General features: G+C 72.0%; 25 protein-coding genes. 13 read left to right on the top strand and 12 right to left on the bottom strand.

Annotation, left to right across the window (positions count from 1 at the left end; all coding sequences use genetic code 11):
• Nucleotides 1-52 precede the first annotated feature (52 nt).
• Entirely contained in the window at nucleotides 53-958 is a 906-nt protein-coding gene (locus tag OG766_RS04725) for a Gfo/Idh/MocA family protein (protein WP_328724629.1), read from the top strand.
• Here OG766_RS04725 and lnt read toward each other — a convergent pair.
• From lnt to OG766_RS04690, 7 genes are all read right to left on the bottom strand, one after another.
• Nucleotides 882-2,489 carry an apolipoprotein N-acyltransferase gene (gene lnt / locus OG766_RS04720; protein ID WP_266376053.1) on the bottom strand — a complete coding sequence of 536 codons (1,608 nt, stop codon included), beginning with the start codon at nucleotides 2,487-2,489 and terminating at the stop codon, nucleotides 882-884. The two genes, OG766_RS04725 and lnt, sit on opposite strands and share 77 nt — an antisense overlap.
• A 72-nt stretch (nucleotides 2,490-2,561) precedes the next feature.
• Nucleotides 2,562-3,023 carry a nuclear transport factor 2 family protein gene (locus OG766_RS04715; RefSeq protein WP_266376055.1) on the bottom strand — a complete coding sequence of 154 codons (462 nt, stop codon included), beginning with the start codon at nucleotides 3,021-3,023 and terminating at the stop codon, nucleotides 2,562-2,564.
• A 49-nt stretch (nucleotides 3,024-3,072) separates the two neighbouring features.
• Nucleotides 3,073-5,085: an APC family permease gene (locus tag OG766_RS04710; RefSeq protein WP_328724628.1), complete on the bottom strand. Its 2,013-nt coding sequence runs from the start codon at nucleotides 5,083-5,085 to the stop codon at nucleotides 3,073-3,075.
• Nucleotides 5,086-5,190: 105 nt separating this feature from the next.
• A complete protein-coding gene (locus tag OG766_RS04705) occupies nucleotides 5,191-6,066 on the bottom strand; it encodes an undecaprenyl-diphosphate phosphatase (RefSeq protein WP_266376059.1) in 876 nt (291 codons plus the stop codon).
• Nucleotides 6,067-6,283: 217 nt separating this feature from the next.
• A complete protein-coding gene (locus tag OG766_RS04700; protein ID WP_266376061.1) occupies nucleotides 6,284-7,363 on the bottom strand; it encodes a helix-turn-helix domain-containing protein in 1,080 nt (359 codons plus the stop codon).
• A 47-nt stretch (nucleotides 7,364-7,410) separates the two neighbouring features.
• Nucleotides 7,411-7,875 carry a winged helix-turn-helix transcriptional regulator gene (locus OG766_RS04695; protein ID WP_328724627.1) on the bottom strand — a complete coding sequence of 155 codons (465 nt, stop codon included), beginning with the start codon at nucleotides 7,873-7,875 and terminating at the stop codon, nucleotides 7,411-7,413.
• Nucleotides 7,876-7,943: 68 nt separating this feature from the next.
• Nucleotides 7,944-8,648, bottom strand: a complete 705-nt coding sequence (locus tag OG766_RS04690) for a TVP38/TMEM64 family protein (protein ID WP_266376065.1) — start codon at nucleotides 8,646-8,648, stop codon at nucleotides 7,944-7,946.
• A gap of 49 nt (nucleotides 8,649-8,697) precedes the next feature.
• Here OG766_RS04690 and OG766_RS04685 point away from each other — a divergent pair, with 49 nt between their 5' ends.
• The 4 genes from OG766_RS04685 to OG766_RS04670 all read left to right on the top strand — a co-directional run bounded on the left by OG766_RS04685 (nucleotide 8,698) and on the right by OG766_RS04670 (nucleotide 12,869).
• Nucleotides 8,698-9,396 carry a DNA alkylation repair protein gene (locus tag OG766_RS04685; protein WP_328724626.1) on the top strand — a complete coding sequence of 233 codons (699 nt, stop codon included), beginning with the start codon at nucleotides 8,698-8,700 and terminating at the stop codon, nucleotides 9,394-9,396.
• 385 nt (nucleotides 9,397-9,781) lie between these two features.
• Entirely contained in the window at nucleotides 9,782-10,951 is a 1,170-nt protein-coding gene (gene tuf, locus OG766_RS04680) for an elongation factor Tu (protein WP_328724625.1), read from the top strand.
• Nucleotides 10,952-11,017: 66 nt separating this feature from the next.
• Nucleotides 11,018-11,914, top strand: coding sequence for a patatin-like phospholipase family protein (locus tag OG766_RS04675; RefSeq protein ID WP_328724624.1), 897 nt, complete (start codon nucleotides 11,018-11,020; stop codon nucleotides 11,912-11,914).
• Between the two features lie 109 nt (nucleotides 11,915-12,023).
• Entirely contained in the window at nucleotides 12,024-12,869 is an 846-nt protein-coding gene (locus OG766_RS04670; protein ID WP_328724623.1) for a spermidine synthase, read from the top strand.
• A gap of 32 nt (nucleotides 12,870-12,901) precedes the next feature.
• Here the strand turns inward: OG766_RS04670 and OG766_RS04665 are convergent, their stop codons facing one another.
• Genes OG766_RS04665 through OG766_RS04655 form a run of 3 tightly spaced genes read right to left on the bottom strand, consistent with a single transcriptional unit; the run spans nucleotide 12,902 to nucleotide 15,901 of the window.
• A complete protein-coding gene (locus OG766_RS04665; RefSeq protein ID WP_328724622.1) occupies nucleotides 12,902-13,405 on the bottom strand; it encodes a nucleoside deaminase in 504 nt (167 codons plus the stop codon).
• A gap of 50 nt (nucleotides 13,406-13,455) precedes the next feature.
• Nucleotides 13,456-14,793 carry an MFS transporter gene (locus OG766_RS04660; RefSeq protein ID WP_266376071.1) on the bottom strand — a complete coding sequence of 446 codons (1,338 nt, stop codon included), beginning with the start codon at nucleotides 14,791-14,793 and terminating at the stop codon, nucleotides 13,456-13,458.
• A gap of 43 nt (nucleotides 14,794-14,836) precedes the next feature.
• Entirely contained in the window at nucleotides 14,837-15,901 is a 1,065-nt protein-coding gene (locus OG766_RS04655; RefSeq protein WP_266376072.1) for a hypothetical protein, read from the bottom strand.
• A gap of 95 nt (nucleotides 15,902-15,996) precedes the next feature.
• Between OG766_RS04655 and OG766_RS04650 the strand changes: the two genes are divergently transcribed.
• From OG766_RS04650 to OG766_RS04630, 5 genes are all read left to right on the top strand, one after another.
• A complete protein-coding gene (locus OG766_RS04650; RefSeq protein ID WP_266376074.1) occupies nucleotides 15,997-16,452 on the top strand; it encodes a DUF4442 domain-containing protein in 456 nt (151 codons plus the stop codon).
• A gap of 196 nt (nucleotides 16,453-16,648) precedes the next feature.
• Nucleotides 16,649-17,350, top strand: coding sequence for a DedA family protein (locus OG766_RS04645; RefSeq protein WP_266376076.1), 702 nt, complete (start codon nucleotides 16,649-16,651; stop codon nucleotides 17,348-17,350).
• A 35-nt stretch (nucleotides 17,351-17,385) separates the two neighbouring features.
• Entirely contained in the window at nucleotides 17,386-17,922 is a 537-nt protein-coding gene (locus tag OG766_RS04640; protein WP_266376078.1) for a gamma carbonic anhydrase family protein, read from the top strand.
• 82 nt (nucleotides 17,923-18,004) lie between these two features.
• The gene (locus OG766_RS04635) at nucleotides 18,005-18,166 is read left to right on the top strand and encodes a hypothetical protein (RefSeq protein ID WP_266376080.1); all 162 of its coding nucleotides are present in this window, start codon (nucleotides 18,005-18,007) and stop codon (nucleotides 18,164-18,166) included.
• A gap of 106 nt (nucleotides 18,167-18,272) precedes the next feature.
• The gene (locus OG766_RS04630) at nucleotides 18,273-18,446 is read left to right on the top strand and encodes a CsbD family protein (protein ID WP_266376082.1); all 174 of its coding nucleotides are present in this window, start codon (nucleotides 18,273-18,275) and stop codon (nucleotides 18,444-18,446) included.
• 216 nt (nucleotides 18,447-18,662) lie between these two features.
• Here OG766_RS04630 and OG766_RS04625 read toward each other — a convergent pair whose 3' ends face one another.
• Nucleotides 18,663-19,883, bottom strand: coding sequence for an aromatic acid exporter family protein (locus OG766_RS04625; RefSeq protein WP_266376084.1), 1,221 nt, complete (start codon nucleotides 19,881-19,883; stop codon nucleotides 18,663-18,665).
• A 157-nt stretch (nucleotides 19,884-20,040) separates the two neighbouring features.
• On the opposite strand from OG766_RS04625, the gene OG766_RS04620 reads away from it, so the two are divergent.
• Complete coding sequence (locus OG766_RS04620; protein WP_266376086.1) at nucleotides 20,041-20,778, top strand: acyltransferase; 738 nt, start codon at nucleotides 20,041-20,043, stop codon at nucleotides 20,776-20,778.
• A gap of 17 nt (nucleotides 20,779-20,795) precedes the next feature.
• On the opposite strand, the gene OG766_RS04615 is transcribed toward OG766_RS04620, so the two are convergent.
• Nucleotides 20,796-21,662 (bottom strand): DMT family transporter, encoded by an 867-nt coding sequence (locus tag OG766_RS04615; protein ID WP_266376088.1) that lies wholly within the window; start codon nucleotides 21,660-21,662, stop codon nucleotides 20,796-20,798.
• Nucleotides 21,663-21,754: 92 nt separating this feature from the next.
• Here OG766_RS04615 and OG766_RS04610 point away from each other — a divergent pair, with 92 nt between their 5' ends.
• Entirely contained in the window at nucleotides 21,755-22,327 is a 573-nt protein-coding gene (locus OG766_RS04610; protein ID WP_266376090.1) for a helix-turn-helix domain-containing protein, read from the top strand.
• A 44-nt stretch (nucleotides 22,328-22,371) separates the two neighbouring features.
• Nucleotides 22,372-22,929: a YbaK/EbsC family protein gene (locus OG766_RS04605; RefSeq protein ID WP_266376092.1), complete on the top strand. Its 558-nt coding sequence runs from the start codon at nucleotides 22,372-22,374 to the stop codon at nucleotides 22,927-22,929.
• The last annotated feature ends 5 nt before the right edge of the window (nucleotides 22,930-22,934 follow it).

Raw genomic sequence — 22,934 nt, 5'->3', positions numbered from 1 at the left:
TGCCGGAACGGCGCAGACGACGACGCCGCGACGACACGAAAGGGAGGCCCACGTGAAGGTCGGCTGCATCGGGCTGGGAGACATCGCGCAGAAGGCCTATCTGCCGGTGCTCACCACCCGGCCGGGCGTCGAGCTGCATCTGCACACCCGGACGACAGCCACGCTGGACCGGGTCGCCGCGGCTCACCACATCCCGGGCGACCGCTGCCACACCACGCTGGACTCGCTGCTCGCCCAGGGCCTGGACGCCGCCTTCGTGCACGCCCCCACCACCGTCCACCCCGAGCTGGTCGCCCGGCTGCTGGAGGCCGGCGTCCCGACGTACGTCGACAAGCCGATCGCCTACGAACTCGCCGACTCCCAGCGCCTGGTGGAGCTGTCCGAGCGGACGGGCACCAGCCTCGCCGTCGGCTTCAACCGCCGCTTCGCCCCCGGTTACGCGCAGTGCCTGGAGCACCCGCGCGAGCTGATCCTCATGCGCAAGAACCGGGTCGGACTCCCCGAGGACCCCCGCACCCTCGTCCTCGACGACTTCATCCACGTCGTGGACACCCTGCGCTTCCTGCTCCCCGGTCCGGTCGAGCACACCGATGTACGGGCCCGGGTCCGCGACGGTCTCATGCACCACGTCGTGCTCCAGCTGTCCGGCGACGGATTCACCGCCATCGGCATGATGAACCGGCTGAACGGCTCCACCGAGGAGATCCTCGAAGTGTCCGGACAGGACACCAAGCGGGAGGTCGTCAACCTCGCGGAGGTCATCGACCACAAGGGCCAGCCGAGCGTACGGCGGCGCGGCGACTGGGTACCGGTGGCACGCCAGCGCGGCGTCGAACAGGCCGTGCTCGCCTTCCTCGACGCCGTACGTGCCGACAAGTTCCTCAGCGCCCAGGACGCACTGGCGACCCATGAACTGTGTGAGCGGGTGGTGCGGGAGGCCCTGGAGCAGGCCTCCTGAGGGCGCGCAGCCCCTCGGCCGCGCACAGCACGGCCAGCACCGCCAGCGCGCCGTACACCGCCCAGTCGCCGAACCGTACGTACGGCGTCGTGCCCTGGGCGAGCGGGATGTCGTAGACGGCCGCGGTACTCGCGTCCGTACCGAGCCGGCCGCCGACCCGCTCACCCTCCGGCCCGTACACCGCGCTCACACCCGTCAGCGTGGCGTGCACCATCGGCCGGCCCGTCTCCGCCGCCCGCAGCGCCGCCAGCGAGGCGTGCTGCGCGGGCGCCCAGCTGTGCTGGAACGTCGAGGTCGCGGACTGCGCCACGAGAAGCTGGGCGCCGTCCCGGGCGAGCCGCCTGCTCATGTCGGGGAACGCGGACTCGAAGCACACCAGCGGACCCATCCGCAGCCCGGCACGGTCCTTCCCGCCGGGCAGCACCATGACCACCTGGCGGCTGCCGCGCATCCGGTCCTCGCCCGCGGCCTTGCCGACCGACGTGGCCCAGCCGAGCACGGCACGCGCCGGTACGTACTCGCCGAACGGCACCAGCCGCATCTTGTCGTAGCGGTCCCCGGTCGGACCGTCCGGCCCCACGAGGACGCTGCTCTTGAAGATCCCGGGCCGGTCCGAGCGCCGGGCGTCCACGTTGACCAGGACGTCGGCGCCCACCTCACGCGACAGGGCGGCGAGCCGTGCCGCGAGATCCGGCCGCGTCACCAGATCCGCGCCGACGCTGCTCTCGCCCCACACCACGAGGTCTGGCCGCTGCCCCGCCAGCTGCCGGGTCAGCTCCTCACCGCGCGCGAAGCGCCGCTCGGCACCGCCGACGCCGTTGATGACTCCGGGCTGGACGACGGCGACCCGGACCACCTGGCCCGCCCGCTCCGGCCGCGGCGACCACAGCCACACCGCACCTGCGGCCACCGCACACGCGCAGCCGCCCGCGACCGCGGGGACACGCGCCGAGGGCACGGCCAGCAGGACGGTCACCGCCGTGTTCACCGCGACGACCAGCAGGCTGACCAGCCACACCCCACCCACCGAGGCGAGCCGCAGCGCCGGGGAGACCTGCCACTGGCTCGCGCCGAGCAGCCCCCACGGGCCGCCCAACCCCTCCCAGGACCTGACGAGTTCGACCATCAGCCAGCCCGACGGCACAGCGGCGAGCGCGGCGGTCGCGCGCGCCGCCGACGGCGTTCCGCCCAGCAGCGAACGGACCAGCCACCCCCAGGGCGCCCAGAGCAGCGCGAGCAGCGCCGCCACGACGACGAGGAAGACATGGAGGTTCGGCAGCAGCCAGTGATGCACGGCGATCATGAATCCGGTTCCGCCGAGCCAGCCGTCGAGGGCGGCCCGCCGGCCCGTGGGAGCCGTACGGATCAGCAGCAGCCACGGCACGAGCGCGAGGTACGCGAACCACCACAGCCCGGGATCGGGGAAGGCGAGCGCGGGCAGCGCGCCCGCCGTCACCGCGGCCGCGCCACGCCACCACGGGGACGACGACAGCCTGGTCGGCCGCTCCCGCCGGCCCACCGGAATCCGCATGCGGCGCCTCCCCGAGAGCAGTGTCTGTCTCCAGTGTGAAGGAGCCGCGCGGCCCGGGACAGGCGACGTCGATCATTCAGCGGCAGTCGACAGGAACGCGGCCTGCCGCCACTTCTCCAGCACCGTCACCGAGCGCAGTCGCCAGCCACCCTCCGCACGCGCCAGCGCGAACGCGTACCGCCCGCCGGACACGAAGTCCTCGCCCGACTCCAGCCGCATCGGGTTCACGTAGTCGGCCTGCGCCTCGGCCCGGTCGCCCGGGTACCCGCCGAGGTCCTGCAGATGCACCCGCCGGTTCACGATCAGATGCTGGCGTACGGGGAACAGCCGCATCGTCTCCGCCAGCCAGCCGGCCACCTCCTCGGCCGGCCCCGCGATGCCGCCGGCGCCGCGGTAGTCGGCGCGTCCGTCAGGGGTGAAGAGGGCCCGGTACCCCGTCCAGTCGGCGTCGTCCACGGCCACCGCGTAACCGGTGATCACTTCATCGATGGCCAGCCGGTCCATCACGGTCGCGAGATCCACGCGCTGCGTCATCGGCCAAGTGTGGGTCAGCGGGCGCGCCACGCCAAGGGTCCACGCAGGGTCAGCGCCGCGAGTACGAGGCCGGTTCGCCGCGGCGGACCGCGCCGGGGGCGCGGGCCGCCGGATGGTCCGCATGGGCGGAGGAGCTGAGCTGCCAGGGGACGCTCGTCACCATGACCCCGGGGGTGAACCGTAGCCGGCTCTTCAGCCACAGCGCCGACTGGTTGTGCAGGAAGTTCTCCCACCAGTGGCCCACGACGTACTCGGGGATGAAGACGGCGACCACGTCGCGAGGGCTCTCGCGCCGGACGGAACGCACGTACACGAGGACCGAGGCGGTGATCTCCCGATAGGGGGAGTCGAGGATCTTCAGCGGCACCTCGATCCCGTACTCCTCCCACTTCCGCTGCAGTTCCGCCGAGGCGTCCCTGTCGACGGCGACGGTCAGCGCCTCCAGCCGGTCCGGCCGCAGGGCACGCGCGTACGCCAGGGCCCGCAGCGTGGGCTTGTGCAGGGTGGAGACCAGCACGATGCCCAGGACCCGGGAGGGAGGCGCCAGGTCGCGGCGCGGGTCGGTGGTCGCCAGTTCGGCCGCCGTGGTGTCGTAGTGCCGGCGGATGGCCCGCATGTTCACCCACAGCACGGCGGCGGCGAGCACCGCCAGCCAGGCGCCCTGGGTGAACTTGGTGAGCAGCACGATCACCAGGACCAGGGCCGTGATGAGCGCGCCGGTCGCGTTGATGACCCGGGCGACGGTGTGGCGGCGGCGCAGGACGGGATCGGTCTCCGTGCGCAGCTCCCGGTTCCAGTGCCGGACCATTCCGGTCTGGGAGAGCGTGAAGGAGGTGAACACACCCAGGATGTACAGGTGGATGAGGCTCGTGACGTTCGCCTTGTACGCCCACAGCAGCAGCCCGGCGACGACCGCGAGAGCCAGGATGCCGTTGGAGAACGCCAGCCGGTCACCGCGGTTGTGCAGCTGGCGGGGCAGATAGCGGTGCTGGGCGAGGATCGAGGCGAGCAACGGGAAGCCGTTGTAGGCGGTGTTGGCGGCGAGGATCAGGACGAGCGCCGTGGCGGCCTGGACGTAGTAGAAGCCGAAGCTGGAGCTGCCGCCGAAGACGGAGGCGGCCAGCTGTGCGATGACGGTGCGCTGCGTGTAGTTCGCGCAGTCGGCAAGGCCCGACAGCCGGCAGGGGTCCTCGGCGATGTGCACCTTCGCGATGATCGCGAGCGCCGTGACCCCGACGAACATGGTCACGGCGATGAGGCCCATGGCGGCCATGGTGGCGGCGGCGTTCCGCGACTTCGGCTTGCGGAAGGCCGGTACCCCGTTGGAGATCGCCTCCACGCCGGTCAGTGCCGTACAGCCGCTGGAGAAGGCCCGCAGGACCAGCATCACCAGCGCGAGACCGACGAGGTCGGCGTCCGTGGGATCCGGCTCGATGCCGTACTGGGCGGTCTCGGCCACCGGGGCGTCCCCGAGCAGATAGCGGAGCAGTCCCGTGCCGCACATGATCAGTACGCCGGCGATGAACAGATACGTCGGTGCGGCGAAGGCCCGGCCGGACTCGCGCACGCCGCGGAGGTTCATCGCGGTCAGCAGGCCGACGAAGACCAGCGCCATCAGCACGCGGTACTCGGCGAGTTCCGGGATCGCCGAGATGATGTTGTCCACCCCGGAGGCCACCGACACCGCGACGGTCATGACGTAGTCGACCAGCAGCGCGGCGGCGACCACGAGACCGGCGGAGGGGCCCAGATTGGTGGAGGCGACCTCGTACGAGCCGCCGCCGCTCGGATAGGCGTGCACCACCTGGCGGTACGAGAGCACGACGACGGTCATCAGGAACACGACCGCGGCCGCGATCCACGGGGTGAAGTGCAGATAGGCCAGGCCGCCGAGGGTGAGGACCAGGAGGATCTCCTGGGTGGCGTACGCCACCGAGGAGAGCGGGTCGGAGGCGAAGATCGGCAGCGCCAGCCGTTTCGGAAGCAGGGTCCCGCCCAGCTCCTCGCTGCGCAGCGCGGGGCCGATGACCAGCCGTTTCAGGACCGCCGTCACGTTGAACACGGCGTGAGCGTATGTGGGGGACCCGGCCCGGTCCGGCCCCGCCGCGCCGTTGCGCGCCGGGGCCCGGGTCCGTCATGGGCCGGCCGGGGGAACGCCGACCGGAGGTCAGCTGCCGGACTCTCCCGCATGCGGGCTCAGCACGTCCGTGCCGACGAGTACGAAGATCAGGATGCCGAGCAGGATCCGGTAGATGACGAACGGCATGAAGCTCTTGGTCGAGATGAACTTCATGAACCAGGCGATCACCGCGTAGCCGACGCCGAACGCGATGACTGTCGCGAAGGCGGTCGGGCCCCACGACACATGGCCGCCCTCACTCGCGTCCTTGAGCTCGAAGAGCCCCGAGGCGAGCACGGCCGGGATCGCCAGCAGGAACGAGTAACGGGCCGCCGCCTCACGGGTGTAGCCCATCAGCAGACCGCCGCTGATGGTGGCTCCCGAGCGCGAGACGCCCGGGATCAGTGCCATCGCCTGGCAGACGCCGTAGATCAGACCGTCCTTGATGCTCAGGTCCTTCAGGGACTTGCGCTCCCGGACCACGCGGTGCTTCCCGCCGATCTCGTCGCGTGCGGCGAGACGGTCGGCGACGCCGAGGACGATGCCCATGACGATGAGCATGGTGGCGGTCAGCCGCAGGTCACGGAACGGGCCCTCGATCTGGTCCTTGAGCGTCACCCCGAGCACGCCGATCGGAATGGAGCCGACGATGACCAGCCAGCCCATCTGCGCGTCGTGGTCGCCGCGCATCGCCTTGTTCGTCAGCGAGCGGAACCAGGCGGAGACGATGCGCGCGATGTCCTTGCGGAAGTAGATCAGCACGGCCGCCTCGGTGCCGATCTGGGTGATCGCGGTGAAGGCGGCACCGGGGTCGTGCCACCCCGCGAACGCCGCCGTGAGACGCAGATGCGCGCTGGAGGAGATGGGCAGGAACTCCGTCAGCCCCTGGACGAGCCCGAGGATGAATGATTCGAACCACGACATGAAAGCTAAGCCATCCAAGTGCTGGTCAGGTCGGAACGTCGGAAGGTACGGGACGGGCCGCGATCATGCGCCCACCGCGTGGCAGCGTAGCGCCCGCCGGTGTCCGGCCGTCCGGCGGGCTGCTCGTACGGGAACTCCGCGCTCCCGGCGGGCAAAAGGCCGGGGGCGCGTTCCCGGCCTCGGGGCCGCGAACGCGCACTCAGGGCCGGAACGCGCACTAACGAAGCGGGGACGGCGGCGGGCCGCCGACCAGGCCCTGGTGAGCCGCCTGCAGTCCGGCCTGGAACCGCGTCCGGGCGCCGAGAAGATCCATGATCCTGCGCATACGGCGCTCCACCGTGCGCTGCGCGACTCCGAGACGGCGGGCGATGGCCTGATCGGTCAGGCCCGAGGCGGACAGGGCGAGGAGCCGCTCGTCCTCGGCGGACAAGGGATGCTCCGGGGGCGTCCGTCTGTCGGCCGGCCACAGCGGTACCGCCCGCTGCCACAGCATCTCGAACAGCACCACGAGCGCGTCGAGCAGCGCGGAGCGCTGCAGCACCATCACCTCGCGCTCGGTCGGCAGCACGAACGGCACGAGTGCGGTCCGCCGGTCGGCGATCACCAGCTTGAGCGGCACCTCGTCGACGACCCTGCTGTCCTCGCCCAGCAGCGCCAGCTCCCGGCACAGGCCGAGCTGTCCTGGCGAATCCAGCGAGCTGTGGTCGTAGATGGTGCGGTAGCGCACCCCGCGGCGCATGAGCTCGCCCTGTACGGAGATCTGCTGCTCGGCCGGCTGGGCGACATACGGGGGCCGGTCGAGGATGAGCACCTCGTCCTTGGTGGACTGCTGCGTCTGGAAGAAGCGTTGAGCGATCGCGTCCCGTCCGCTCAGCACCTGCACCGGCGGACCCGTGCCGACGCGCTGTCCGTTGCGGAACTCCTCGGCGAGCGGGGCCGCCGCAAGCCGAGCGCGCTCTATCTCCTCCTGTCGCTGCAGGGCCAGCACCTCGGTCACGACGTCCGGGGGCGCCGGGGCGAAGCGCACCGGACGGCTGGGGACGCGGGTGAGCATGCCCCGCTTCTCGAGCGAGCGCGCCCTGCGCCGGACCCGGGCTGCGTCCCAGCCGGTGGCCGCGGAGAGTTCGGCGACGGTCGCGCCGGGCCGGGCGAGCAGGAACCGGTAGAGGCGTTCGTCGGCGGCGGGCACGCCGAGCGCGGCCAGCCGGTGCTCCGTGCCGCCGCCCGGCGGATTCCCCGCCCCGGTCTGCTGCCCGCCACCCATGGTCCGCCCTTCCCGCGCGCTTCGTCGGGACACCGGCCTGACGTTAGGCGGACGGCGGTCAGTGGTCCAGACCCCTGGAGTCAGCCCACGGACTCCGCCGCCGGGCCGGACACCGTCCAGCCCGGCGCGTGCACGTGCGGCGTCAGGGTGTCCGGGGTGGCCTCCGCGCCGCAGGCCGTGCAGACGACGACCGGCCGCAGTTCCTCGCCGCACGCGTGCTCCAGCACCGTCGGCGGGTGCCCGGGCAGATGCCGGTCGCCCCAGGCCATCAGCGTCACCAGGACCGGGTACAGCTCCCGGCCGGCCTCCGTCGGGACGTACTCGTAGCGCATCGGACGCTCGCTGTAGGGGACCTTCTCCAGCACTCCTGCCTCGACGAGGCGGCGCAGCCGGGCGGTGAGGATGTCGCGCGGTGCGCCGGTGTTGCGGGCGATCCGGTCGAAGCGGCGGACGCCGAGGAAGACCTCGCGAAGAACGAGCAGGGCGTACTTCTCTCCGACGAGAGCGAGGGTGCCGGCGATGGAGCACGGCCGGGGGGTCTTCATGGCTCCAGCTTAGGAGGTGAGGGTTGGGATTCCCAACCTACTGGCCCGCCGGTGGACGGGCAGCGGGTTCACACCGAGCGCAGCCGGTGCCGTTTGCGCCAGGCGACGAGCGCTCCGACCAGGGTCGACGCGACGATGAAGCCCGCGGCGATCAGGAAGACGGGTGACGTGGGCGAAGCCGCGCTGCTGCCCGCCACCACGTAGGCCGCGGTGTTCGGGACGGACCCGATGCCGGTCGCCAGGAGGAAGGGCAGGTAGCCCATCCGCGACACGGCGGCGCAGTAGTTGCTGGCGGCGAACGGGATACCGGGGAGCAGCCTCAGGACCAGCACCGAGCGGAAACCGTGCCGGCTCAGCTGGCCGTCCGCCGCCGTGAGCCAGCGTCCCCGCAGCAGGGGCCTCAGGGCGTCCTGACCGAGGAGCCGCCCGAGAGTGAACGAGATGCCCGCGCCCAGCACGGTGCCCGCGATCGCCGCCGCCAGACCGGCCTGCGAGCCGAACAGCGCACCGGCCGCCAGATTCAGCAGGGGGCGTGGCACGAACGCCGCCGTGCACAGCCCGTACGCGGCGGCGAAGAGGGCCACCGCCGCCCCGCCGCTCACCTGCGGCGGCCAGCCCGTCACCAGCAGCTGCTGCGGTTCGTACGCCACGACCGCGGAGGCCGCGCACGCCAGCAGCAGCACCAGCAGCGCAAGCCGTGACCAGGGTGAGAGGAGGACGCGGCCGCAGCGGAGGGCGAGGCCGTCGCGCGGCCCGGGGACGGGGTCGAGCATCCGGGGAGACTAACCGACGCGGTCGTATGATCGCCGTAATGTGTGGCGCATGACCCTCCCCGTACCGCGCAGCGCGCTCGCCGACACGGTGCTCGAACGGCTCACCGTCGTGTACGCCACGGGAGCCGACCCGGTCCGGGCGCGCGAGGCCGCCGCCTACATGAAGGACGTCGCACCCTTCCTCGGCATCCGCACCCCCGAACGGCGTCGCCTGTCCCGTACGGTCCTCGACGGCACCCCGAGGCCCGCCGAGGCCGACTGCGCGGCGATAGCCCTGCGCTGCTGGGAGCTGCCCGAGCGCGAGTACCACTACTTCGCCGTCGACTATCTGCGGCGCCACGCCGGGCGCTGCTCCTCGGACTTCCTGCTGGTCGCCCGCCACCTGATCGCCACGGTCTCGTGGTGGGACACGGTGGACCTGCTCGCCGCCCATGTCGTCGGCCCGCTCGTCGCCGCCGACGCGGAACTCGTCGCCGCGATGGACGAGTGGATCGAGGACGACAACCTCTGGATCGCCCGCACGGCCCTGCTCCACCAGCTCGGCTACAAGCAGGCGACGGACGCGGAACGGCTCTTCCGGTACTGCCTGCGTCAGTCCGGGCACTCCGACTTCTTCATCCGCAAGGCGATCGGCTGGAGCCTGCGCGAGTACGCCAAGACCGACCCGGACGCCGTACGGGCCTTCGTCGCCACCTCCCGTGACCGGCTGGCGCCGCTCTCGGTGCGCGAAGCCCTCAAGAACCTGTGACGCCGGCCGGGAGCCGGTGATCGCACCGGTGATCCGCGCGGGTGACCGGTAACTCCCGCCCACGGGAAAACCATTCGACGGCCGCCCGCACGGTCGGCGATCATCGACGCATGTTCCGGTACGCCTTCCCCGCAGCGCCGTCCGCAGTCGCGGACGCGCCGAAGGCTGCCGTCCTCCTCGCAGCAGCCGTCGCGGCAGCCGTCACGGCAGTCGCCGCGGCTGCCTTCGCAGCCGCAGCGGCCACAGCGGCGCCCCTCGACGGCGCCCGAAGCTGACCCTTCCCGGATTGTCCGGCGGACCCCGCAGGGGGAGGGTCGGTCCGGCCAAGGGGTCCCCCTCCGCAGGGAGTTCACTCTTCGAGTTCCGGGAAGGAACTGCGACAGCCATGCCCAAGACGGCATACGTGCGCACCAAGCCGCACCTCAACATCGGCACCATGGGCCACGTCGACCACGGCAAGACCACGCTGACGGCCGCCATCACCAAGGTCCTCAGCGAGCGCGGGACCGGCACCTTCGTGCCGTTCGACCGGATCGACCGGGCGCCGGAGGAGGCCGCCCGGGGCATCACCATCAACATCGCGCACGTCGAGTACGAGACCGACACCCGGCACTACGCGCACGTCGACATGCCCGGCCACGCCGACTACGTGAAGAACATGGTCACCGGTGCCGCCCAGCTCGACGGCGCGATCCTCGTCGTCTCCGCGCTCGACGGGATCATGCCGCAGACCGCCGAGCACGTCCTGCTGGCCCGTCAGGTCGGCGTCGACCACATCGTCGTCGCCCTCAACAAGGCCGACGCGGACGACCCCGAGCTGACCGACCTCGTCGAGCTCGAGGTGCGCGAGCTGCTCACGGCGCACGGCTACGGCGGTGACGCGGTGCCGGTCGTCAGGGTCTCCGGGCTCAAGGCCCTGGAGGGTGACCCGCGCTGGACGGCCGCCGTGGAGGCGCTGCTCGACGCCGTCGACACCTATGTGCCGATGCCGGTCCGCTACACGGACGCGCCGTTCCTGCTCCCGGTGGAGAACGTGCTCACCATCACCGGGCGCGGCACGGTCGTCACGGGCGCTGTCGAGCGCGGCACCGTGCGCGTCGGCGACCAGGTGGAGGTGCTCGGGGCCGACGTCACCACCGTCGTCACCGGCCTGGAGACCTTCGGCAAGCCGATGGAGTCCGCCGAGGCCGGCGACAACGTGGCGCTGCTGCTGCGCGGGGTGCCGCGTGACGCGGTGCGGCGCGGCCATGTGGTCACGGCGCCCGGCAGCGTCACGCCCAGCCGCCGTTTCACCGCCCAGGTGTACGTCCTGTCCGGCCGTGAGGGCGGCCGTACGACGCCGATCGGCACCGGCTACCGGCCGCAGTTCTACATCCGCACCGCGGATGTCGTCGGGGACGTCGACCTCGGCGAGGCGGCGGTCGCGCGTCCCGGCGACACGGTCACCATGACCGTCGAGCTCGGCCGCGACACTCCGCTGGAGCCCGGCCTGGGCTTCGCGATCCGCGAGGGCGGCCGCACGGTGGGCGCGGGCACCGTCACCGCGCTGGTCTGAGCCGAGGGCCCGCTTCCCGCCGTCCGCGGGGGAGCGGGCCCGCCCCGTACACGTCACACTGCTGCCATGGCGGACACTGACGCGCACAAGGACGTGGTGAGGGACGAGCCGACGAAGAGCCGTCGGACGGCACTGGTACTCGGCGGGGGCGGGCTGGCCGGGATCGGCTGGGAGGTCGGCATCCTGCACGGCCTCGCCGAGGCCGGCGCCGACCCGACCGGCGCCGATCTGATCGTCGGGACCTCGGCGGGCTCGGTCGTCGGAGCCCAGCTCACCTCCGGCCTGCTCACCCTTCCGGAGCTGTATGAGCGTCAGCTCGCCGATCCGGAGGGCGAGGTGCCCGCCGGCATGGGGCCCACCGTCCTCGCCCGCTACCTCTGGGGGGTGCTGCGCTCGCGCGACGCCGAGGCGTACGGCGCGCGCATGGGGCGGCTCGCGCTGTCCACCCGTACCGAGCCGGAGGAGGTACGGCGGGCCGTCTTCGCCGCCCGGCTGCTCACGCACGACTGGCCGCGTGCGCGGCGGCTCGTCGTCACCGCGGTGGACGCCCTCACCGGCGAGTTCCGGGCCTTCGACGAGGAGAGCGGTGTCCCGCTGCTCGACGCGGTCGGCGCGAGTTGCGCCGTGCCCGGCGTCTGGCCGCCCGTCACCATCGGCGGACGGCGTTTCATCGACGGCGGAGTGCGCTCGTCCACGAACGCGGACCTCGCGGTCGGCTACGACACGGTCGTCATCGTCGCGCCGATCTCGGTCGGCGGCGGGCCCGTACCCTCGGCGCGCGTGCAGGCGGCCAGGCTCACCGCGGCGGGGGCGCACGTGGTCCTGATCACCCCGGACCGGGCGGCCCGCCGGGCGTTCGGGCGCAATGTGCTGGATCCTTCGCGCCGGGCGCCCTCCGCCCGGGCGGGCCGTGCCCAGGCGGTGGCGCACGCCCAGGCCGTACGGGCGATCCTGCCGGGCTGACCTCGACCACCCGGCGTCCGGACCGTGCCGGCGCAGGAGCGGAACCCCGGTGTTCGACAGCGGGCCCCGGCGTTCGAAAGCGGTCGCATCCTGGGCGCACAATGGCCGGGTGGACGAGCCCCTTCCCGTCATCCGCGCCGTCGACCACGGCACCGCCAAGCTCATGCCCGACATCGACCGGGCGCGCGCCTGGCTGCTGACCGTGGACGGGGCGCCGCAGTCGTACGTCGACCTCGACGATCCGACGCACCTCGAATTCGAGTACGCGCGACGCCTCGCGCACGTCCTGGACTGCGTGGGCGACGAGGGCGCGCCACTGGACGTACTGCACCTCGGCGGCGGGGCGCTGACCCTGCCCAGATACGTCGCGGTCACCCGTCCGGGCTCACGGCAGGACGTGGTCGAGGCCGACCGCGGGCTGCTGGCGCTGGTCACCGAGCGGCTACCGCTGCCGCCAGGACCGGGAATCTCCGTGCACGGGGCCGACGCGCGGCGGTGGCTGGAGGAGGCGCCGGCGGACTGCGCGGATGTGGTGATCGCCGATGTGTTCGGCGGCTCGCGGGTGCCCGCGCATCTCACCTCCCGCGAGTACGCCAGGGCCGTGAACCGCGTCCTGCGCTCCGGCGGGATCTACGCGGCGAACCTCGCCGACGGTGCTCCCTTCGCCTTCCTCCGATCCCAACTGGCCACGTTCGCCACCGTGTTCCCTGAGCTGGCGCTCATCGCCGAACCCGGGGTGCTGCGCGGCCGCCGCTTCGGCAACGCCGTACTGATTGCTTCGCACACCGGGATCGACACCCACGCCCTCGCCCGCCGTACCGCGTCCGACGCGTTCCCGGCCCGCGTCGAGCACGGCGAGGCCCTGCGCCGATTCATCGGTGACGCCACGGCCGTACGGGACGAGAACGCGGTCGCCTCACCGGAACCGCCGGACGGGGCCTTCAGCATCGGCTGAGGCGCCTGCCGCGACACCGGTCGGGCCACCGGTCACGCCTCGCGCGTCCGGCCGCGGAAGCGCCGGTGCAACTCGCGTACCTGCTCGGCGAGAGCGGGGACCGGCCCCTCCACGGGCAGGCCCGGGACGATCTCACCGACCGGCAGCGTTCGCACGGCGGACGGCGGAACACCCAGCTCGCCGAGCCAGGCCGTCGTCTGCTCGGAGGAGCTCACGTACACGATGCGCCCCAGCCCGACCCAGCCGTGCGCCGCCGCGCACATCGCGCAGTGCTCGCCCGAGGTGAACACCGTCGCCGCCGCCCGGGCCTTTGCGGTCATGTTCTCGGCCGCCCAGCGGGCCAGCGCGAACTCCGGATGGCGCGTCGGGTCGCCCGTCGTCACCTCACGGTTGCGGTCCTCGGCGAGCACGCCGCCGTCCGCCGCGACCAGCACGGAACCGAAGGGATGATCACCCGCTTCCACCGCCTCGGCGGCGAGCTCGACACAGCGGCGCAGATGCCGCAGCTCGGCCTCGGTGCGTTCGTCGTGCGTCACGGTCACTCCGTTCGTCGGTCGGGTTCCCGGTGCAGTGCCCCAGGGCATCCCTAGAGCGATTCCCGGGTGTGGAGGTCGGTCCCGGTCGCTGTCGCGGAGCCGGTTCCGGCCACGGTCGCTGCGGCCGCGGTGGGTGTGGTGCGGTGACCGGCTATCCGCTTCGTACGTCGCGTCAGGTTCCGTACGTCCGGGACCAGCAGCACCAGCGCCGTGACGACCACGATGAGCGCAGCACAACCCCACAGTGCCGTCTGGCGGCCGAACACGCTCTCCGCGGGGCCGGCCAGGGCGGTCGAGAGCGGCAGCATCGCCGTCGACCCGAACCAGTCGTACGCGGAGACCCGGGACAGCTTCTCCTCGGGGATCTCCTGGTGCAGCGTGGTCATCCAGGCGACGCCGAACACCTCGATGGCGACGCCGCTCACGAACATGACCACCATCAGCGCGCCGATCGACACCGGCACGGCGAGCGCCGCCGAGGGCAGTGCCAGCGGGAACACGCACAGCGTGCCCGCGAGCAGCATGCGCCGCGGCTTCCACCGCATCATCAGCAGCGCACCGCCCAGAGTGCCCGCTCCGAACGCCGCCAGCGCGAGTCCCCACGGCCGTGCCCCGCCCAGCGACTCCTCGGCGACCAGCGGCCCGTACACCGCATCGGCCGCGCCGACGACCGCGACCACGACCGAGAACTGCGCCACGATCGACCACAGCCAGGGGCGGCCGATGACCTCCTGCCAGCCGTCGCGCAGATCGGCCAGGAGTCCGCCGCCGGGCTTCCTCGCCGGTATGTGGCCGACGTCGAGGAACGCGCGGAGCGCGCCCGCGACCGCGAAGGCGGCGGCGTCGATGGCCAGCACCCACCCCGGCCCGACCGCGGCGATCATCGCGCCGCCGAGCGCCGCGCCGCCGATCCCCGCTCCGTGCATCGCCATCCGGAAGAGCGCGAACGCCTTGCTCGCCTGCTCGCCGGTGACGCTGGACATCAGCATGCCCTCGGCGGCCGGGTTGAAGAACGCCTGCCCGGTGCCGCAGAGCGCGGTGAGCAGCATCATCTGCCACAGCTGCGGTTCCCCGGCCAGCACCAGTACGGCGAAGGCCGCCTGCGAGACGCAGTTGAGCGCGTTGGCGGCGACCATCACCCGGTGTCGCGGCAACCGGTCCGCGATCGCGCCGCCGATCAGCAGGAAGAGGACGAGCGGCAGGGTGCGGGCCGCGGCGACCAGACCCACGTCGCCGCCGTCGCCGCCCGACTCCAACACGGCGAACGCCGCCGCGATCAGCGCACCGTGGGTTCCCAGATTGGTGACGATCGCGGAGGCGGTCAGCAGTGAGTAGTTGCGGCCGGCCCATTCGGGGCGGCGGTGGAGGAGCGGCGTACGAGAAGTCACCCGGGGACTATCGCTGGCGCCGCCCCTCCTTGCCAAACCGGATTCAGGACGCCGGGGCGTCGGCCAGCCGCACGGTGCCGAGGATCTTCTGAATCGTCGCGTCCGGGATCTCGCCCGCGATGCCCTTGTTGGCGTAGAGGACCCAGGAGGCGAAGTTGCCCTTGGTGTTCTTGAAGGAGAAGGCGATCGACTTGCCGTCGGTGTCGCACTTGTCCTTCTTCTGGACTCCGACGGCGGTGGCCGTCGCGACATGGCCGCTCAGCCCCGACTTCGTCGTGTAGGGCTGCGCCTTGGTGACCTTGACCGTGCCCTTGGGCTCGGTCTGCGCGTAGGCGGCCCAGGACCAGTTGCCCGCCTCGTTGTAAGCGGCCTCGGCCGTGTCCTTGGCGCCCTGGCCGCCCTTGGTCCCGGTCGCGCCCAGACCCGAGTCCTCGGCCTTGCCGTCCAGGTCGGAGTCGACCGAGCACCACTTGCTCTTGAAGTAGGCCGGGGCGGTCATCATGACCGCGGGCGAACCGTCGCCCTTCTTCTCGTCCTCGAACCCGGTGGCGACGCCGGCGCTCGCCACCTCCCAGTCCGCGGGCACGTCGAACTGCGTGCCGTGCTTGGGGTTGGTGACGACCTTCCAGCCCGCGATCGTCGGCTTGGCCCCGTTGGAGCCGTCGCGCGGGTTGTCGGTGGGGGACGGGGCCTCGGCCGGCTCCGTCGGCGACGTCGACGGCTTCTTGTGGTCCGCGACGTCCTTGCCCTTGTCGTCGTCCTTCAGCACGACGACGCCCGTGATGACGGCCGCGGCGACGACGGCGGTAGCCGCGATGATCGCGACGAGGACCGTCTTCTTCTTGTCCTGGGACGGGCCGGGCCCGCCCGGGTGCGGCGGACCGGGAGTGGAGTACTGCGGCACGGTCGGCTGCTGGTACGGGTTCGGCTGCTGGTGACCCTGCTGCGGATACCCGGGCTGCTGCGGATAGCCGGGCTGTTGCTGGTGTCCCGGCTGCTGGTATCCCGGCTGCTGGTAGGGATTCGGCTGCTGGTATCCCGGCTGCGTGTACGGGTTCTGGTCCTGCGGGTTCTGCTCGCCCCCGGGCGGCTGCTGTCCTGGCCACATGGCCAGTAACCATAGAGGTGCGGGGTGTTCGGTGGCACGCCCGCCCCCGTGAGGGGATGGCGAAGTTCCGCTACTCGTGGGTAACATCCCGTGTCATGAGTGCAGACCAGAAGTCCGTCGGCGAGCTGCTCGCCGCCACGGTCCCCATGGCCAGGACCCTCAACCTGGAGTTCCTGGAGACCACGGCCGAGCGCGCCGTGGTCCGTATGCCGGACCAGCCCGACTACCACAACCACGTCGGCGGACCGCACGCCGGCGCGATGTTCACCCTCGCCGAGTCCGCCAGTGGCGCGATCGTGCTCGCCGCCTTCGGCGACCAGCTGTCCCGCGCCGTGCCGCTCGCGGTCCGGGCCGAGATCGGCTACAAGAAGCTCGCGATGGGCGTGGTCACCGCGACCGCGACCCTCGGCCGCCCCGCCGAGGAGGTCGTCGCGGAACTGGACGCCGGCGGGCGCCCCGAGTTCCCGGTCACCGTCGCGATCACCCGTGACGCGGACGACGCGGTGACGGGCGAGATGACCGTCGTCTGGACGCTGCGTCCGAACAGCTGACATCCACGCCATGTGAGACACCGTGAGAGTGCCCCTCGCGTCCGGCTTCGGACGCGAGGGGCACTGTTGCCTCCGAGGTAGGCTGCCCGGCGTGCGCCGCAGGCAGCGCGCCGGGCAGCCCAGCCCGATCGCACACGGGCATGTCCGCGCCCAATGACCACGGGCCAGGGCCGCCGACAAACGGGAGGATCCAGCGTTGCACGTCCAGGAGTGGCTCGAGACCGTGCCGGCCATGGCCGTCTACGTCCTGGTGGGGGTGGTCATCGGGCTGGAGAGCCTCGGTATCCCGCTGCCGGGCGAGATCGTCCTCGTCAGCTCCGCGCTTCTCGCCTCCCAGCACGGCGACATCAACCCCTGGGTGCTCGGCGCCTGCGCCACCGCCGGCGCGATCATCGGCGACTCGATCGGATACGCCATCGGGCGCAGGGGCGGCCGGCCGCTGCTGACCTGGTGCGGCGGGAAGTTCCCCAAGCACTTCAGCGCGGCCAACATCGCGCTCGCCGAGCGGTCCTTCCAGAAGTGGGGCATGTGGGCCGTCTTCTTCGGCCGCTTCGTGGCGCTGCTGCGCATCTTCGCCGGTCCGCTGGCGGGCGTACTGCGCATGCCGTACTGGAAGTTCCTCATCGCCAACGTCTTCGGCGGCATCCTGTGGGCGGGCGGTACGACCGCCGTCATCTACTCGGTCGGTGTCGTCGCCGAGGCCTGGCTCAAGCGCTTCTCCTGGCTGGGGCTCGTCCTGGCCGTGCTCGTCGGTCTCACGTCGATGCTCATCCTGAAGAACCGGGCCAAGAAGGCCGCCGAGCGCTCGGAGTGCGCGACCGGCGCCGAGACGCCCGCCCCCGCGGACGTCTCCGCCGAGGCATCGCCTACGGTGCAGGTCGGCGCGGCCCAGAAGTAGGGACGCGGCCCAGGAGCAGGGACGAGGAGAAGACGATGGCGGAGCGCGAGCGGGCACTGATCTCAGGAGTGGGCGGGAAGGAGCCGCGCATCGCTCCGGAGGCGTTCACCGCGCCCACGTCCGTCGTGATCGGCGAGGTCACCATGGCGGCCGGTGCGAGCGTCTGGTACCACACCGTGCTGCGCGCCGACTGCGGTCCGATCGTCCTCGGCGCCGACAGCAACATCCAGGACAACTGCACCGTGCACGTCGACCCCGGATTCCCCGTGACCGTCGGCGAGCGCGTCTCCGTCGGCCACAACGCCGTCCTCCACGGCTGCACCGTCGAGGACGACGTGCTCGTCGGCATGGGGGCGACCGTCCTCAACGGCGCCCACATCGGCGCCGGTTCGCTCGTGGCGGCGCAGGCCCTCGTCCCGCAGGGCATGCGGGTGCCGCCGGGCTCCCTGGTCGCCGGTGTCCCCGCCAAGGTCAGGCGCGAGCTGACCGACGAGGAGCGCGAGGGCATCAAGCTCAACGCCGCGATGTACCTGGAGCTGGCGAAGAGCCACCGGGCGGCGGCCGAGGGCTGACCGCCCGCTCCGGGGATGACATCCGGTGCCGCGGGTAGTCGCAGCGCGTGGAGGAACGCAGGCCGACCCGGAAGGCTCAGCCATGACCACCCCGAACGAACCAGCCCCTGACGGGCCCGCGCCGGTACCCAGCGGCCCCGATCCCGTGCCGCGTGACCCGCAGCCGCCCGAGCCGGAGCCCGCGCAGCCCTCGGATCCCGAGCCGGAGCCGGGCACCCGCCCGCTGCCCGAGCCGCCCGACTGACGGCCACCCGTCTGACCGTGTGCGCTTCGTCACCGATTGCAGACGCTGGGTGATCGGCGCAAGGTGGATACGCCAGTCCACCCCCCACAGTGAAGGGACCACCGTCATGGGCAAGGCAAAGGCCAAGGCGAAGCAGGCCAAGGGCAAGATGAAGGAAACCGCCGGCAAGGCCATGGGCGACCGTGAGATGCAGGCGGAGGGCCGTGGCGAGCAGATGGCGGGCAAGGCCCGGGAGGCCACGCAGGACGCCGCCGAGCGGATGAAGCGGCCCCAGCGGTAAGTCGCCTGTGCGTCTGCTCGCAGACGCCGCTCGTGACCCGGGCGGCCGCACCCGCACACCGCGCGGTGCGGCCGCCCCGGCACGCCCGGCCGGTGTGATCGCACCCGCTGCCACCCGGTCGGCGTCACGTCACCCACCGCCGCCCGCCCGGTGTCCACCACACGCGCTGCCACCGGCCCGGCGTCGTATCCCCGCTGGCGCCCGCCCGGCGTCACGTCACGCGCTGCCGCCCCGCCGTACGCTCCCGCGGATCCGGCGCTTCAGGTCGTCGAGCCACTGGCCGCCCGTGGGCCGCTCCCGGGCGTGCCGGTCGAGTTCCTCGATCAGCCGTTCGGAGCGCTTCTCGACGTCCAGTTCGTCCAGGATGCGGTCGGCCTCCGCCAGGAGTGCGCCATGGAGCTGCCAGTGCTCCGTGTTCTCGCGCACGCCGGCCAGCAGCAGCGCGGCGACCCGGTTGCGGCTGGCGCGGCCGGCGGCCAGCTCCTGTGACAGCCGGGCCTCGGCCTCCGCGCCGTTCGCCGAGGCCTGGGCGGTGATCAGCTCGGCGAAGGCCCCGATCGCGTCGGACAGATGCCCGAACAGTTCCTGCAGCCCTGCGGTCACCGGAGGCGGGAACAGCGTTCCCGCCGACCGGGTCTTGGCGAGGTCGGTGAGCGTACGGCAGGACACCCGCAGGATCACCGCACAGATCTCCAGCGCGTCCAGCCCCGTACGCAGCACGAGCCGCGACAGCAACGGCTCCTTGACCCGGGGATTCAACCGCAGGCTGTCCTCCGCCTGGCGCAGTGCCGCGTCCACCTCGACGATGTCGTGGTCGAGACGCCGCGCCTCGTGCAGCCGGGCCGCGGCCTGGGCCACCGGTGTGTGGTCGCCCAGCTCGTCCGCGATGTGCGCCATCAGCCCCCGCATCCGGGAGGCGAGGTCCGTGATCGCCGCGCTCGCGTCGCCCACCCATACGGGCGGAACGAAGAGGATGTTGAACAGCAGTCCCACCACGGCGCCGATCAGCGTCTCCAGCACGCGGTCCCAGGCCGTCGCCGTCACCTGTGTCACGCCCAGGACGAGCATGGCGCTGATGGCCACCTCTGGCACGAACTCGCCGACCTTCACGAACCGGCCGATCACCAGCGACGCGAGGATCACCAGCCCGAGACTCCACCAGCTGAGTCCCACCAGGGCGCTGAAGCCGATCGCGATCAGCACGCCCGCCACGACGGAGTTCACCCGCCGGATGCCGGTGGTCAGCGTCGAGTAGAGGGTGACCTGGACGACGAGGAGCGCGGTCAGCGGTGCGGTGAGCGGTGCGGGCTCGCTGCTCAGCTGGAGGGCGACGACGTAGGAGATCACCGCGGCCGCGGTGGAACGCACCGTCTGGACGACGGCCGGTTCCCGGTGGCGTCGTACGAGATCGCGGAGTGGTTCGCGGGCTTCTGCCACCCTCTGCCCTTCCCCTCGTCGCGCGTGTGCCGGTCTCCCACCCCAGACTGCCGTGTGCCTCGACGACCGCAATTCCACGCGTGGCGGGCCCGACGTGGGGCGAAGATCACAGCACGGCTGCCGGGAGACCTGCCGCCCGGCCGACTAGCGTGTCCGGGTGCCGGAAAAAAGGAACACGTTCTCCTCACTGAGCGCCTGGCGGCGGCGGGTGCTCGCGCGTGCCGTACACCGCGGGATGCGCTGGGTACAGGAAGCTGGAGCGGTCACCGCGGAGCGGCCCGGGGAGCTGCGCTTCCGCAGGATCGGCCCCGGGACGCGGCTGGCGTTCCCGCAGGGAACCGTGTTCGGCGAGGCGTGGATCGAGCTCGGTGACCACTGCATCATCGGCGAACAGGTGACGCTGACCGCGGGCATGATGCCGGGTCTCGACCTCGGGCCCGACCCCATCCTCACCCTCGGCAACGGTGTGGTCCTGGGCCGCGGCAGCCATGTCATCGCCGACACGACGGTGACCATCGGCTCCGACACCTACTGCGGCCCCTACGTCTACATCACCTCGACCAACCACAGCTACGACGACCCGCACACGCCCGTCGGCAAGCAGTGGCCGCGCGCCGAGCCCGTGGAGATCGGGCCGGGGTGCTGGCTGGGCACGGGCGCGGTGATCCTGCCCGGGGCCCGGCTCGGCCGCAATGTGGTCGTGGCGGCGGGTGCGGTCGTCCGCGGCGAGGTGCCCGACCACGCGGTGGTCGCCGGCGCGCCCGCCAGGATCGTACGGAGCTGGGACCCGGAGACGGGCTGGCAGCCGCCGCTGCGGACGCCCGCGCCGGTGCCGATCCCGGAGGGTGTGACCCCGGAGCAGCTCGTCGCTCTCGCGGAGCTCGAAGAGCGCTGATCAGCCGTTCGGCCGAATCAGCCCGTCGCCAGCAGAACCGTGCCGACGAGGGCGAGTCCGGCACCGGCGGCCTGTACGGCGCGCAGGCGCTCCTTGAGCACGCCCCGGGCCGCGAGCGCCGTCACCACGGGGTAGAGCGAGGCGAGCACCGCGGCGACCGCGACCGGGCCGTGCTGCGCGGCGATCGCGTACGTACCGTTCGCCGCGACATCCGCCAGTCCCACGAAGGCGAGGGCCGGCAGCGAGGCGCGGACCGTCCGCAGGCCGCCGTCCTCGGGCAGCGCCCGGCCACCCCGCTTCACCGAGACGTACAGCGCAGCGCCGCCCACCGTCACGTTGGTGACGCGCTGCACGAACAGCGCCAGGAAGAGCCCGGTGAGCGTGGTCGACGCCTCGGCGATGAGCGCCATCACGGACCCGAAGCCGAAGGCCGCGAGCAGCGTGAGCAGGACCGCCTGCCGCTGCACCGGGGCGCCGCGCAACTCGGGGCCGCCCGCCAGCAGTACACCGACCACGGCCACGCCGATGCCCGCGAACTGCAGCACCCCCGGCCGCTCACCGAGGAGCAGCCCCACCGAGACCGGCACGATCACGCCGAGGGAGCCGAGCGGGGAGACGACGCCCATCGGTCCGAGCGCCAGAGCCTTGTAGAAGCTCAGCATCGCGACCGGGCCGACGACGCCGGCCGCCACCGCGTACCAGAGCTGGGGGCCGGTCTCGCTCCAGCCGCCGGTCGCGACCACGATCGCGCCGAGCACGACCACGGCGATCGTCTGCGAGACCACGACGACCGTCAGCGCCGGCACGCGTCGTGTGAGCAGCCCGCCGCCGAAGTCGGCCAGCCCCCACAGGAGGCTGGTGGCCAGGGCGAACAGCGCTGTCATGGGTGCCTCGCAGTACAGTTCGGTGAACGATCGGGTGCACCACACCGTAGTGCAATGTGTTGAACTATTCCATTGAGTATATTGGACGGAACGTGTCGGACCTCGACCAGCTCACGCAGTCGCTCGCCCGCAATCTCAAGCGCTGGCGTGGTGAGCGGGGCTTCACGCTCGACGCCCTCGCCGCCCGCTCGGGCGTCAGTCGCGGCATGATCATCCAGATCGAGCAGGCGCGTACCAACCCGAGCGTCGGCACGACGGTGAAGCTGGCCGACGCCCTCGGCGTCAGCATCACCACGCTCCTCGACTACGAGACGAGCCCCCAGGTCCAGCTCGTGCCCCAGGAGCAGGCCGTCCGCATGTGGTCCACCCCGGGCGGCAGTTCGACCACGCTGCTCGTCGGCACCGAAGCCCGCGGTCCACTCGAACTGTGGTCCTGGACGCTGATGCCGGGCGAGGAGAGCGCCTCCGATCCGCATCCGGACGGGACCGTCGAACTCCTCCATGTCACCGCGGGCGAACTCACCCTAGTCGTCGACGGAAAGCCGTACGCCGTGCCGGCCGGAACCTCCGCGACCTACGAGGCCAATGTGCCGCACACCTACCGCAACGCGGGCACGGAGAGCGTCGAGATGACCATGGCCGTCTCCATTCCGCCCGTCCGCTGAGACGCCTCCTCGCACCGGTACCGTCCGCTGTTAGCGTGCTTCGTATGCGCGCACCCATCGGAAACTTCGACGAGGCCCGGCCCGCTCCCGACTGCCTGGACCTCCTCACCCCGCCGGTCGCCGATGCCGTGCGGTCCTGGCACGGCGACGTCCCGGCCGAGCAGCTGCTGTACGTCGACACCGACCCGGCGATCGCCGACACCGCGGTCTTCGTCGAGCACCACGGCGCCGACCTCCTCGACTCCTCCGCCAACTGCGTCGTGGTGGCGGGCAAGCGCGGTGGCGAGTCGACCCTCGCCGCATGCCTGGTCCTCTCCCGGACCCGGGTCGACGTCAACGGCGTCGTACGCAAGCAACTCGGCGCCCGCAAGGCCTCGTTCGCCCCCATGGACCTCGCCACGGGCGAGACGGCCATGGAGTACGGAGGCATCACCCCGATCGGGCTCCCCGCGGACTGGCCCCTGCTGGTCGACTCCGCGGTCGTCGACACCGAGTGGGTGCTCATCGGCAGCGGACGGCGCCGCGGAAAGCTGATCGTGCCCGGCAAGGTCTTCGCCGGGCTGCCGGGTGCGGTGGTGCTGGAGGGGCTCGGCACCGGCTGAACTGA

It is taken from the genome of Streptomyces sp. NBC_00259 (assembly GCF_036181745.1).
Lineage (GTDB): Bacteria > Actinomycetota > Actinomycetes > Streptomycetales > Streptomycetaceae > Streptomyces > Streptomyces pratisoli.
The sequence above is the reverse complement of the archived record's forward strand: the minus strand, read 5'-3'. Positions and strand labels throughout refer to the sequence as shown.